The organism is Bacteroides sp. AF34-31BH, assembly GCF_003602795.1.
Taxonomy (GTDB): Bacteria; Bacteroidota; Bacteroidia; order Bacteroidales; family Bacteroidaceae; genus Bacteroides; species Bacteroides uniformis.
The window spans coordinates 86,349-100,644 of record NZ_QTLV01000015.1 but is presented as its reverse complement, the minus strand read 5'-3'; the positions used below and the strand labels follow the sequence as shown (position 1 = coordinate 100,644).

At 46.0% G+C, this 14,296-nt stretch carries 9 protein-coding genes; 3 read left to right on the top strand and 6 right to left on the bottom strand.

Annotation, left to right across the window (positions count from 1 at the left end; genetic code table 11):
- Positions 1-108: 108 nt before the first annotated feature.
- The 3 genes from DWZ67_RS18150 (at position 109) to DWZ67_RS18140 (ending at position 3,074) form a co-directional block, all read left to right on the top strand.
- Positions 109-2,268, top strand: a complete 2,160-nt coding sequence (locus tag DWZ67_RS18150) for a S46 family peptidase (protein WP_120139462.1) — start codon at positions 109-111, stop codon at positions 2,266-2,268.
- Positions 2,269-2,339: 71 nt separating this feature from the next.
- Entirely contained in the window at positions 2,340-2,636 is a 297-nt protein-coding gene (gene trxA, locus DWZ67_RS18145; RefSeq protein ID WP_005826711.1) for a thioredoxin, read from the top strand.
- A 9-nt stretch (positions 2,637-2,645) separates the two neighbouring features.
- The gene (locus DWZ67_RS18140) at positions 2,646-3,074 is read left to right on the top strand and encodes a thioredoxin family protein (RefSeq protein WP_005826712.1); all 429 of its coding nucleotides are present in this window, start codon (positions 2,646-2,648) and stop codon (positions 3,072-3,074) included.
- 72 nt (positions 3,075-3,146) lie between these two features.
- Here the strand turns inward: DWZ67_RS18140 and DWZ67_RS18135 are convergent, their stop codons facing one another.
- The 6 genes from DWZ67_RS18135 to DWZ67_RS18110 form a co-directional block, all read right to left on the bottom strand.
- Positions 3,147-3,989, bottom strand: a complete 843-nt coding sequence (locus DWZ67_RS18135; RefSeq protein ID WP_120139461.1) for a histidinol-phosphatase — start codon at positions 3,987-3,989, stop codon at positions 3,147-3,149.
- Positions 3,990-4,033: 44 nt separating this feature from the next.
- Positions 4,034-5,923 (bottom strand): ABC-F family ATP-binding cassette domain-containing protein, encoded by a 1,890-nt coding sequence (locus tag DWZ67_RS18130; RefSeq protein ID WP_005826716.1) that lies wholly within the window; start codon positions 5,921-5,923, stop codon positions 4,034-4,036.
- Between the two features lie 63 nt (positions 5,924-5,986).
- Positions 5,987-6,793 (bottom strand): DUF3805 domain-containing protein, encoded by an 807-nt coding sequence (locus DWZ67_RS18125; RefSeq protein WP_120139460.1) that lies wholly within the window; start codon positions 6,791-6,793, stop codon positions 5,987-5,989.
- Positions 6,794-7,124: 331 nt separating this feature from the next.
- Positions 7,125-8,972, bottom strand: coding sequence for a SusD/RagB family nutrient-binding outer membrane lipoprotein (locus DWZ67_RS18120; RefSeq protein WP_057256388.1), 1,848 nt, complete (start codon positions 8,970-8,972; stop codon positions 7,125-7,127).
- A 21-nt stretch (positions 8,973-8,993) separates the two neighbouring features.
- The gene (locus DWZ67_RS18115; RefSeq protein WP_005826721.1) at positions 8,994-12,203 is read right to left on the bottom strand and encodes a SusC/RagA family TonB-linked outer membrane protein; all 3,210 of its coding nucleotides are present in this window, start codon (positions 12,201-12,203) and stop codon (positions 8,994-8,996) included.
- 680 nt (positions 12,204-12,883) lie between these two features.
- Positions 12,884-14,080, bottom strand: a complete 1,197-nt coding sequence (locus DWZ67_RS18110; protein ID WP_009036798.1) for a hypothetical protein — start codon at positions 14,078-14,080, stop codon at positions 12,884-12,886.
- Between the last annotated feature and the right edge of the window lie 216 nt (positions 14,081-14,296).

The following is a 14,296-nucleotide window of genomic DNA, read 5'->3' as shown; positions in this document are numbered from 1 at the left end:
TGAATGGCATTCACTATACGACTGAATGCCATTCAGTAGTATACTTAACCCTATTCAGTATACGACTGAATAGCCCCCCTCTCAGATGCTCTTCTAACGCATATCATCATGAAAAGAATCCTATTATCATTATTCATTACATCTGCCTTTGCCACGGTTCACGCCGACGAAGGTATGTGGATGCTCACCGACCTGCAAAAGCAGAACGAAGTAGCCATGACGGAACTCGGACTGCTCATCCCCGCCAACCAAATCTACAATCCCGACGGCATTGCTCTGAAGGATGCCGTGGTGCATTTCGGCGGTGGCTGTACCGGCGAAGTCATCTCTGCCGAAGGCCTGGTACTGACCAACCACCACTGCGGCTATGGCGCCATACAGCAACACAGCTCGGTGGAACACGACTACCTGACCGACGGTTTCTGGGCCATGTCCCGCGAAGAGGAGCTTCCCTGCAAGGGACTCACCGTCACCTACATCGACCGGATACTGGACGTGACAGACTACGTAAACGAACAACTGAAAACCGACGACGACCCGAACGGCACCAATTATCTGTCTCCCAAATACCTGAAGACAGTAGCCGACCGCTTCGCCAAGTCCGAAGGCATCGCCCTGACACCCGGCCGCAAGCTGGAACTGAAAGCCTTCTACGGTGGAAACAGATACTATCTGTTCGTAAAGACCACCTATAGCGACATCCGCATGGTAGGTGCTCCCCCCTCCTCCATCGGCAAGTTCGGTGCAGACACCGACAACTGGATGTGGCCCCGCCACACGGGAGATTTCTCCATCTTCCGCATCTATGCCGACAAAGACGGGAAACCCGCCGCTTACAGCAAAGACAACGTCCCCCTGAAAGTGAAGAAACACCTCACCATCAGCCTCGACGGCTATCGCGAGGGCGACTTTACCTTCGTCATGGGCTTCCCCGGACGCAACTGGCGCTACATGATTTCCGACGAAGTAGAGGAACGCATGCAAACCACCAACTTCATGCGCCACCACGTGCGTGACGTACGCCAGAAAGCTCTGATGAAGCAGATGCTGCAAGACGATGCCGTACGCATCCACTATGCCAGCAAGTATGCATCTTCTGCCAACTACTGGAAAAATGCCATCGGTATGAACGAGGGTCTCGTCCGTCTGAAAGTATTGGACACCAAACGTGCACAACAAGAGGCACTCCTGGCACGCGGACGCTCGCTGAACGACAATAGCTATCAGCAAGCATTCGACCAGATACGCGCCATCGTAAAGCAACGCCGTCCAGCCCTCTACCACCAGCAAGCCATTCAAGAAGCACTGGTGACGGGACTCGATTTCATGCGTATCCCCAGCACCGCAGGACTGGCATCTGCCTTGAAGAACAAGGACAAGAAACAGATTGCAGCAGCTAAAGACAGCCTTCAGAAGGCAGCCGACCGCTACTTTGCCTCTGTCCCCTTCCCCGAAGTGGAACGTATTGTTGGCAAGGAAATGCTGAAAATCTACATGAAGTATATCCCTGCCGAACAACGCATCGGTATTTTCCAAATCATAGACAAGCGTTTCAAGGGCAACAGCGACGCTTTCATCGACGCCTGCTTTGAACATTCCATCTTCGGCAACAAGGAGAACTTTGCCAAGTTCATCCGCAAGCCCAGCCTCTACAAGATTAATACAGACTGGATGGTCTTGCTGAAATATTCCATCACGGACGGCCTGCTTCAGACCTCCATTGCCATGATGGATGCCAATAAAAACTACAATGCCGCCCACAAGGTATGGGTAAAGGGCATGATGGACATGAAACTTGCCAATGGTCAGCCCATCTATCCGGATGCCAACTCCACCTTGCGCCTGACCTACGGTCAAGTACTCCCCTACGCTCCGGCAGACGGTGTGAAATATGATTACTACACCACTCTGAAAGGAGCTATGGAGAAGGAAGATCCCGACAATTGGGAGTTTGTAGTCCCCGCCAAACTGAAACAGCTGTATCAGGCAAAGGATTTCGGACGTTATGCCATGCCGAACGGCGGAATGCCCATCTGCTTCATTGTCAACACAGACAATACCGGTGGAAACTCCGGCAGCCCAGTGTTCAATGCCAAAGGAGAACTGATAGGTACCGGCTTTGACCGCAATTACGAAGGTTTGACTGGCGACATTGCCTTCCGTCCGTCCTCCCAACGAGCAGCATGTGTAGACATCCGCTACACCTTGTTCATCATCGACAAATACGCGGGAGCTTCGCATCTCATTGAAGAGATGACGATTAAATAATGATTTAGCGAACAAATCCTCCTCCTATTTTGTTATCATTACAAATAAATAAAAACAGAAAGGAAAAAATTATGGAAAAGTTTGAAGAATTGATACAATCAGAAAAGCCCGTTTTAGTTGATTTCTTTGCAACCTGGTGTGGCCCGTGCAAGGCCATGCATCCGGTACTGGAGGAACTCAAAAACGAAATAGGAGATGCTGCCCGTATCGCCAAAATAGATGTAGACCAGCACGAAGAACTTGCTGCCCGCTACCGCATACAAGCAGTACCGACATTTATCGTATTTAAGAAAGGTGAAGCCGTATGGCGCCACTCGGGTGTCATCAGCGGTAAGGATTTGAAAGCCGTTATAGAACAAAACTCTTAACAAGAAGAAATGAAGAAGATTATAGCAATGGTTGCCCTCGTGTTTTCCTGCATGCTGGCCTATGCTCAAACAAACGGAGAAGTTATCGTCATGAACAAAGCCATGTTCATCAAGGATGTGTTCGACTATGAGAAATCCCAGGACTGGAAATACAAGGGAAACAAGCCTGCCATCATAGACTTATATGCCGACTGGTGCGGACCTTGCCGCATGGTGGCTCCCATTATGAAGGAACTGGCCAAAGAGTATGCCGATAAAATCGTTGTCTACAAAGTCAATGTGGATAAGGAAAAGGAACTGGCAGCGTTGTTCAATGCAACAAGCATCCCTCTTTTTGTATTCATCCCTATGAATGGAGAGCCTCAGCTCTTCCGCGGAGCAGCCGATAAGGCTACCTACAAAAAGGCGATTGATGACTTTTTACTGAAAACAGAATAGTTCATAATAGAAAGAAAAACTCCTGACTACCTTTACAAAAAGGCAAGTCAGGAGTTTTTGTATCCTATTCACTCAAAACACGATAGGCATCTCTTTCCATTCTCCTCCGTGTAGTTCCATCACCGATTCATATCCAGCTTTCCTCAAGGCACGCAAAGCTTCGGGACGTCCGTTGTTTATCCGTTCCGGATAGTGTGAATCACTGTTCACCTGCACACGTACACCCAAATCATGCAGGTAGGAGAAATACCGCTCATTGGGATAGAAAGTGCCCAAGTCATGATAGGCTTTGGTATTGACCTCTACCTGATAGCCGCGACGGGCAATATCTGCGAAATACGCCCTAACCAGCTCATCATACCAAGGCTCGTCCAGCAATCCCAGGCGATAGCATGCTGCATTGTAGTGCATCTTATCGGCATGGCCCACAATATCAAAACCACCCAGCTCAAGCATCCTCGTCAACCTACCATAATAGAGACGGACCACATGCTCCAAGTCACCGCAGAAATGTCCGTCTACAATGGTCTTAAAGGTATCCGCAGGTACATCTACATCCACCACTTCCCCTTTGTCATTGTAGAGAAGATGTACAGAACCAATACGGTAGTCCAACGGCAACTCCCTGAAACGGGCGATGGACGGATTACTCGCTTCATTCAGATAATCAATCTCCAGACCGATATACAGTTCGATACGTCCGGCATACTTCTCCTTCAGACGATGGAATTCAGATAGATAGTCGTCCATGATATCCCACTCCATAGTCCATGCCGTAGAAAAAGGCAATGGAGCATGCGATGAAAAGCCATAAGATGTAAAACCTTCACTCAATGCAAAACGCACAAAGTCCTCCATGCCGGCACGCCCGTCACAATAAAGGCTATGGCTATGATAATTCGTCAGATTTCCCACTTTCTCAGTTCTAATTTTTAATTCTTAATTTTCAATTTCGAACTTCAGTTCGATTCTATCTCACTCAGCTCCAGCCAGCGCAATGTTTTTTCGTCAATCAAGTCCGACAATTCCGGCAAACGTTTCGACTTCTCCGTCAGTTCGTCCACAGACAAAGTACCGCTGCACAAAGCCTCTTCAATTGCATTCTTTTCGGTTTCCAGGTCGGCTATCTCCTGCTCCAATTGTTCAAACTCGCGTTTTTCCTTAAAAGACATGCGCCGCTTTTCGTTCAGACGCACCTTCGCCGTCTTGTCCTCCTGAGCCTTGGCGGCTTCTTTCTCTTTCTCCTTTTCTTGATGGACTTTCGCATCTTTCCAGTCGCGATATTGTGTATAGTTGCCGGGAAAGTCGCGGATGTCCCCTTGTCCGTTGAACACTAACAGATGGTCTACCACTTTGTCCATGAAATAACGGTCGTGGCTCACCACAATCACGCATCCTTTGAAATTCTGCAAATACTCTTCCAGCACATTCAGCGTCACAATATCGAGGTCATTGGTCGGCTCATCCAGCACCAGGAAGTTGGGATTGCGCATCAGGACCGTACACAGATAGAGGCGGCGGCGTTCTCCCCCACTCAGCTTGTAGACATAGCTGTGCTGTGTCTCGGGAGTAAACAGGAAATGTTGCAGGAATTGCGATGCCGTCAGCTTCTTGCCGTTGCCCAGTTCTATGACTTCGGCAATGTCCTGCACTACATCAATCACTTTCATCTGCTCGTCAAACTGCAAGCCGTCCTGCGAGTAGTAACCGAAGCGGACCGTCTCGCCAATGTCCAGCGTACCGCTGTCTGCCTGCTCCAACCCCATCAGTATCTTGATGAAGGTCGACTTGCCCGTACCGTTATTCCCTACGATACCCATCTTTTCGTAACGGGAGAAGATGTAGGAGAAATCATCCAGAATCTTCAAGTCACCAAAGGATTTGTACAGATGGTCTGCCTCGAATATCTTACTGCCTATATAAGAAGCCTTAACGTCCAGCTTTACATTGTCGTTGTTGAAACGCTGCTTAGCCACCTTCTCCAACTCGTAAAAGGCATCCTCCCGATAGCGTGCCTTGTGCCCGCGGGCTTGCGGCATGCGGCGCATCCACTCCAGCTCTGTGCGGTAGAGGTTATTGGCACGTTCTATCTCCACAGTCTTGGCCTCGATACGCTCTTGGCGCTTCTCCAGATAATAACTGTAATTGCCTTTATACTGATAAATCTGCCGGTTGTCTATCTCTACGATTTCGGAGCATACCCGGTCGAGGAAATAACGGTCGTGCGTCACCATCAGCAAGCTGAGGTTGTTCCGGCGGAGATATTCCTCCAGCCACTCCGTCATATCGAGGTCGAGGTGGTTGGTAGGCTCGTCCAGTATCAGCAAATCGGGTTCAGTGATAAGGGTATTGGCAAGTGCCACACGCTTCAACTGCCCGCCGGACAGATGTTTTACGTGCTGACTGAAATCACGTATTTTAAGTTGAGACAGAATCTGTTTCGCCTTCTGCTCGTACTCCCAAGCTTTTTCATGGTCCATACGCACCAGAATTTCGTCCAAGCCGGGATGCCCCTCCGTTTCCATGCAACGTTCATATTCCTTGATTAACTCGACAGTACTGTTGCCATGATGGAAGCACGCTTCGAGCACGGTCAGCTCTTCGGGATATTGCGGGTCTTGTTCCAGATAACCCACACGCAAATCACGACGGAAGGAAATGGTGCCATTGTCATACCCTTCCTTGCCGGAAAGGATATTGAGCAATGTCGTCTTGCCACTGCCGTTCTTGGCTATCAACCCGACACGCTGTCCCTCGGACAAGCCCAAAGAAATATTTTCGAATAGTACCAAGTCACCGAACGACTTGGTCAAGTTTTCCACCTGAAGAATTGAATTTACTGCTGCCAATGCTTTAATAGTTGAAAAATGAAAATTGAAAGTTGAAAATCACAGTACCGAGATGACCGGACCTTAGAACAAGGAGCTGTATATCTCCGGCAGATTCACTTTACCTCCTGCCTTTACTTTGCTCCAAACCAGCTTCATGGGGTCTATCCATTCACCGGTAGACGTGTTCAGCAATATGGGCGCTTCCCGGTTTCCGTCCACCAAGGTACGCCATTCCATACCGTCCACTTCATTGGCGAAAATAACACAAAGCGCGATGCCAAAAGCCAGCCATGCATCCTTCTTCTTAGGACCGATGTTGCTTTCTTCCATCATCTGCTGCATCTTGGCAATGTCTTCCTCGGCTCCCTGGAAATCCTTCTTCAACGATTCCTTTATAGTAGTATCCACCCACTCGTATGCTTCATTAATCTGGTAGATTTCCGAAAGGCGCACCGGAATTATCTCCGCTGGATACTTCACTCCATCCTTCCGCGTTTCCAGCGAAGCGATAATCTTCTCCGCTTCTGCAACCGGCTCTCCTTTCTTCACCGTAAACGAGCATTCAAAGGCAATTTCATCCACGCCCGTTATCCATAAATGGGAAGTATAGTACGCACCTTCTTCCTCGAACATCTCCTTGCTATATGCGCATTCCAGCCGGCCTATCCTGACCGGAGTGGCAGAGGGGTTTTCTTTCAACTCCAGCTTCACGGAGTCCTTGCCGTATGTAGCATTCCCCTTGAAAGCCGAAATGCGGAAATTACCGGTCCACTCATTGGGGTTATAAAAAAGGAAAGAGCCTTCCCCGTCCTCGAATTCATTCCAGTCTGCCGGATAAGTCATGGAGAACCATGCCCCCGGAGAGATAAATTTCTTGCTTTGTTCCATATATAGACTAATCTTTGCAAAGACAGTTCACACCATCTCAGCTATTTCTCGCAAAGATAGTACAAACCGAATGCAAAATAAAATGAACTTGTCCATTTTTTATGCTGAGGTGCAGCCTATCTTCGGTTTTAGGGCAAAAGTAACATATTACCGCCGTTGATATGCAAACAAACGAAACAAAAAAACAGCCGATTCTCACGAACCGGCTGTTCCAATCATCATCTATGAATGAAGACCATTAGAGCCTTCAATATCTTAACTATATCTTAAAATCCACATTTTGGGCGTAAAGATAATGAATTTGTATCACAAAATAAAATGCAATGAAAAATTAGTTTTGGGCACTGTCCCACCATACGGGTAAAGTCCATACGTCCTCGGCAGCATTCCAAAGTGCAATTGAAGTATCAGCTCCCGGAACAGTGGCACCGATAGCTTGCAGATTGGCCGTATTGTAGTTGAGTTCATGACTGCATTGCTGCCAACGACGGAACTGTTTACCTTGCGGAATATTCTTTTGGGCAGTAGCATCAACGCCATAGCGTGCAGGAATACCCCAGCCTAAGAAAAGCTCCGGATTAAAATCGTAGCGACGCATATCGTTCCAAATTTCCATGGAAAAATGCAATGCCAAACGCTTTTGAGTAAGAATCTTGCCCAAAGTAATATTCTCTTCAGTGCCGATACCATTGTTCAAATAGTTGTCAATATCGGTTTGCGTCATAGGAGAGAACGAGGGGCATGCTTCCAAATTGGCATCTTCACGGCACCACACTTTCAACTTATCGTTCATACCGTCGATACTGGCTGCAATACCTTTCTTATAAGCATTAAAAGCCGCTCCTTTATTACCTTGGTTAAAGAGTACTTCAGCACGTATGAAACAAGCTTCGGCATAGGTTCCAATATAGGTGGGAGAAGACACGCGAGTATAGAAAGTTCCCGATTCGCGAGAGGCATCAGTGCCATCGCGACGATAAAGTAAATCAGGACGTCCTTGATAAGCTTTGCACTGACTGGTACACTCTACATAAATAGTGTCCCCCTTACGGGTAGAAGATTCACTGTCAATCCACCAACCTTTGGCTGCCGAGAAGTTCGAGCGCAACGGTCCGCCGGTAAGGCTGGGACTATCATTGCCAATCATGTCTACACCCATAGAACGACGCCAACCGTTTTTGAACTTCACCTCTGCGGGTGAATTACTTGATTGCTTCGAATATGCCCAAGGTAAAATCTTATCGGCACGCGGATCTTCTATTCCACTTCCGGCAAAATTTGTCAGATTATCGTAAAGCATCTTGGTAGGCATATAGCCGGCATTCATGCCACATACAGAAAAGAGCGGTGAATAATCAACCGGTTCGTCCCATCCCAATACATCATGCGAATTATTGGCATCAATATGATTGAATACGGTATTGTCGGCATTGCTTTGCTGAGCCTTGTCAAGACAAGCCAAGATTTCTGCGGCATCGTATTTCCCTTCAAGATAACTGCCTTCACCCTTTTTAATAAGCTTGTTAATGTAACGTGCTTTAAGTAAATATGCCAATTTAAGCCACTTGTCTACACTACCACCATTCCAAATATCGCCTACAGCCAACGAAGCTGTCGCAGACCCTTGCTCTTTTTGGAACATCTCGATAGCGGTGTCAAGATCGGCCAAACAGCCCAAATAGATTGTTTTTCCGTCATTATAGGTAGGAGTAACACCGGCTTCAGCCTCACTCGACTTGTAAGGCATTTCTCCATAAAGGTCTGTCATAAGCATAAAACCATAGGCACGAATTACGCGAGCTGCACCCACATAATGCCAAGCCTCGGCTGCCGTAGCCTTGTCAATCAAAAATGGAATATTTACAGCAGCTCCACAGAACCACCATTGGTAGGGAGTGGTAACGGCACCGGTCTGAGGACTCCAATAAGACATATTCCAATAAGTGCCGCCGTCATAATAGCGTGTCCAATCGCCCATAGACATACTGGAACGCCAAGCAGCAAACTGAGTGGCACTGTTGGTATAAAATTCAATATGTGCCAATCGTGAATCATAGGTCGCATTTCCGGCTGTGGGATTTTCGGGATCGACATTTACATCGAGCCAATCATTACACCCCGAGAACAAAGTCATAAGGGCACCCGCACTACATAATATCATAGATTTGAATAGTTTCATATTGCTTCTGTTTTTTAAGAGTTAGAAAGTAAGATTCAAGCCAAACGACATGGTAGAAGTGGCAGGTACACCGCAGTAGTCAAATCCTACTGATGATGAGCCACCTACACCTGCACCGGCGGCAGCCACTTCAGGGTCACCGTCGTAATTGGTGATGAGCAATAGATTGGTAGCAGCTACCGATACCGAAGCACGCTTTACAAATCCAATCTTGGAAAGCCACGTTTTAGGAAACTCATAGCTCAATGAAACAGAACGCAAACGCAAAGAGTTGACATCGGTAATATAGTTGGCTGACTCCTTGGAGTAATAGTTCTGATAGTAATCCTTAATGATGTTGTAGCCACTCATTTGTACTCCATTAAAAGTATAGGTTTTATCGGCTTCCCAAGTATTGGTCACTGGGTCACCATTGGCATTGACACCCGTTACAGTGAGAGAACGATTGCGTACATCGGCAGAGAACTGGCTCACACCGCTGTTATCCATAGCATATTGAGTACCGTTGACCACATCGCCACCTACACGGAATTCCCATAGCATATTGAAAGTAAAATTCTTCCAAGTAAGGGTATTGTTCAATCCACCGGTAAACGATGACTCACGATTACCTACTGCTACAAGGGTTTTGTCATAAGTAGGCATACCGTTTTTGTCGAGTATCACCTCACCGGCGTCATTACGTTTCCATTTGGTACCGGCAATACCCATAAAATCTCCACCGCTGAACGAGGCTGCCTGCATACCGGCATATTGCACATCGGTAACATACATCACGCCCATACCTTCGGGAAGCCCGTCCAAAGTACCACGATTACCTGCCATGTTCAAGCCAATGTCCCATGTCCAGTCCTTAGTCTGTATGGGAGTTCCCGAAATAGAGAGTTCCATACCTTTGTTATACACATTGCCCGCATTGATACTCCAAAAGATGTAACCGGTAGATTGCGGACCGCGAGGAGCAAGAATCTGATTATATGAATCGTTGGTATAGTAAGCATAGTCTATGTGCAGGCGGTTTTTGAAGAAACTCAATTCCACGCCTATTTCGGTAGACTTGGTCATTTCCGGTTTCAGTTTGTCATTACCGCGTGTCCAAGTATTTCCCACACCTACCGTACCGTCAAGATAGGTACCCGTAGGCCATAAGGCAGTTTCCAATTCGTACACACCGGTATCTTTACCTACCTTGGCCCACGATGCACGCAATTTACCAAAGTTGAGCACACTGTCATCCAGCCAACCGAGTCGCTGCAAGGCTTCAGTAAATACGAATGAACCGCTTACCGAAGGATAGAAGTACGAACGGTTTTCAAGAGGAAGAGTAGAAGTCCAGTCATTACGACCGCTCACAGTGAGATAGAGCATATTTTTCCATGATGCACGGAATTCTCCAAAAGCTCCTACCAAACGTTTCTTAGTAGCTGCATGTGTGAATTGCTTATTGTCTTTACTGGCATTGGCGTATGAGAAGAAATCAGGAACGGAAAAGTTCCAAGCCATCATCGAGCTACGGTCTGTCTTGGTTTCGTCCATTGTGGCACCCAACAAAAGATTCAAATCGAAATCACCGAACTTATGGCTCATGTTCGACATAAAGTCATGGCTCATATAGCGGAACTGCTGGGTGTTGTCACTCATCATACCTTTTTGCCACACTTGTTTAAGCACGCCATTGGCAGCCAAACGGTTGGAAGCAGTTTGGGTATAACGGTCAATACCTATTTTATAAGAAACAAACCACCATTTGGCAATATCGGCTTTTATACTGAGCATCCCATTGAAACGGTCGATGTCGTCATACATGTGGTTACGATTGACAATCCAATAGGGGTTGTCGCGTTCGTCCCATGGATCAAGACGATCGCCAAACAAACGATAACGGGTACCATCCTCGTTCTGATAGTGGGTCATTCGGTCGAAAGGAGACCAGTTGTACACACCATAAAGAGCACCATTACCACTCGAATTATAAAGCCCGGCACCCGTCAAAGTACGGTCCGTATGAGCATCGCTATAAGCGGCACTGGCGTTAAAGGTAAAAATCCCCACCTTCTGCTCACCATTGAAACGGAAAGCATATTTCTTGTATCCGGTCTCGGGCACAACACCTACCTGATCATAGTAAGACCCTGAAAGATAGAATTTACTATTCTTGGTACCCCCGGCTACGCTGGCACTTTCATCGAAAATGTTTCCGCCTTGAAAGAAATCACCTATGTTATCATAAGTAGCTGCGTTCGACTTCTCTCCCCACGAAGTATAAGCAAAGTCATTAAACACAGTACCAGTATAGTTCTTCTTTGAATCATATTGGTCTTCCATATATCCACGGGCATATTGGCGTTGCGTTTGCGGCAGGCTCTTTACCCATGAAGCAGTAAACTTAGAATTGATATTCACTTCAACCACGCCCTCTTTACCTTTCTTGGTAGTGATAAGAATAACTCCGTTGGCTGCACGTGAACCGTATAAAGCGGCAGCTGCAGGGCCTTTGAGCACCGACATACTTTCTATATCTTCGGGGTTTATATCCATCAAACGATTGGAAGTAGTAGAGGCAGAACGCATGGAACCATCGAAAGCCGAATTGCCCACCACTGATGAAGAGTTATCAAAAATAACACCATCCACCACAAAGAGCGGCTGATTGTCTTTGCCTTCAGCACCCGACGTTCCTCCACGCAATATAATCTGAGCGCCCGCACCAGCGGCACCGGATGACTGAGTAACATTCACACCGGCCACTTTCCCCGAAAGGGATGAAATAGGATTGGCAGTTTTCATCTTCATCAATTCATCCGACTTCACATCCTCCATTGAATATCCCAAAGCCTTGCGCTCTTTCTTGATACCCATTGCCGTCACAACCACTTCGTCCAGCGCTTGCGAGTCATCTTGCAAACTCACAGTATAAGTAGTGGCGTTCGTCACCTTCAATGTCACTGTTTTGTAGCCAATGAAAGATACCTCCAATGTGCTACCCACCGGCGCCTCTACAGAAAAATTTCCATCAATATCCGTCACAGCGCCGGTACCAGAACCTTTTACTAACACGCTGGCGCCGATGATGGGTTCGCCTGCCGCATCTAAAACTTTACCTGTGATTTTCTTGGCTTGCTGAGTACTTTGGGAACTTAGCACACTTTCAACAGCTGCATTAGCAGCAAAAGGTGCAGACACCCCAAACAATGCAAGCAACACTAATGATAAGCAATAATTTCTTTTCATAAGCTCTATTATTTGGATTTGTTTGCAAACATATGAATTAATTTAGAAATTCTATCATCAATCGAATTAAAAATTACTAAATAAACATTAAAACATTTGCATTTATATTTTTGCAAAGTTTTAAATATCTATTTAGTAATTATTCAAAGCATTAACTCTTAATCATATTAATGCCGTACTTGTATATAATATATCTCAATGATGCGAAAAAACGAAAAACACATCACATTTATCATTTATATATAGCGATGTTTTGAACTATTTGATTTACGCATTAAAGCATATTCATAAATCTTTTTATATAAAAAGAACTTGATTACGTGGGGATATTGGTATGGATAAGGATTCTAAAAAGCAAATTAGTCAAAATGATTCATAAGTTCATCAAAAAATAGTGTTAGACTATTAACAATAATAAATTCCATATATAATCTACATTAACATTTTATTTTTCAGCATAATACTAATATATACAAGTTTCACTTATAAAAACTGGTCTCTTTCCATGTTGTGGAATTTCCATATCAGTAGTGGTGACATATATAATGGTACAGATTATTTCATGACAGCACGTAGCATGAGTGTGAGATTTAATTCATTGAAGCCTCTCAACGGTCTTCATTCATAGATGATGATTGGAACGGCCGGTTCGTGAAAATCGGCTGTTTGCATTCTACGCCTCATTTCCCTATCGGCTGTATTCTCCTTCTCACCTCTTTGGATATTTCCAGAAACATATAGTTCAGTTTGCCGGAATGAATGCCTTCCTTATTCTGGGCATACTTCTTATTGGCATACTCCTTGGACTTGTCAAAGGTGATACGCGACATCTGGTTCTGCGACTTTCCCACCATCGTCGAATCCAATTGTTCGTCCGGAAAGAAATCATCCAAATCCACATCACCAATCATGGTCGTTTCAAGGAAATTCATGTCTTTATGACTGGAATCCGTGTAGTATCCTACAAACATATGCCCCGGGGTGCGCACCAATATAGGTTCTATGTTGATGGCACGGAGCAGAGAAGCAAAAAGCACACTTCCATCCACACAGTTGATTTGCGAGGACTCCAAGGCGTCATCGAACGTGCGCACACGCTGTGAAAAGACCACATTGCTGGAAAGGCTCGTATTGGAGACCGAGCTATAACGGAACTTACGCTTCTGCAGTACATTCCACAAGGCGTAAACCTGCCTGTCCACCACTTCGGTACCTCCCTGATAACCCAAAAACCGGTTGACGATACGCGTATCCAGCGCTTCACGCAACAGTTTGTCAATCATAGGATTCTCCTCATTTACATATGCTGCAAAAAAGATGCCGGTATCATGGAATTTTGTACCATTCGTGACATACCCCAACAGACATTCATTAATGCTGCGAACGGAAAAAGTACGCACCCTCTGCCCCAAATCCTTACCGTTCATCTCTACCATAACGGCCACACTAATGGGTTCCGCCTGGTTGTTATTCTTCAGAGCCTCATAATTCCATATGATATCAGGATAGATAATATACTCCGTACGCGGTTTTGCCAACACAAACTCCGACACTGAACGGGAAAAGAACGGAGTCTCCGCAACTTCTACCCGCACCCGGCTATAAGCATTCCTCGAACGGACACGGACAGCGATGCACGACTTCGGATTACCTACATACATGGAGTCTACCGGCACTATGACCTGAGCATCGGTGGTAGCCACTGAAAGGATACTGGAAGGGAATATATTACCGCCCAGCTCATCCGCGATATCAAAGCCCGAACGGAAAGGAGCCGTATTCAGCCAGACAGAGCCGATTATCACTAAAAGCAGAGTTCCCACAATAACCGGCAAACGCCTTTTAGAGAAACTCCTGATATACATAAGTTCTTTCATACAATTCAATATTTACGAAGCAAAGATAATATTTTATATGTGACAGGGCTTTTAGATAAACGAGAATTTAATGTAACCCAAATGTAACACTTGTTTCATCATTCCGTAACAAATTAGCCTCACTTTTGTACCCAGAAAGTAGAAATGGCCTGCATCTCAGCACAAGTTTTCATGCAAACATGAAAATTCTGCATTCGGTTTGCACTATTTTTGCTG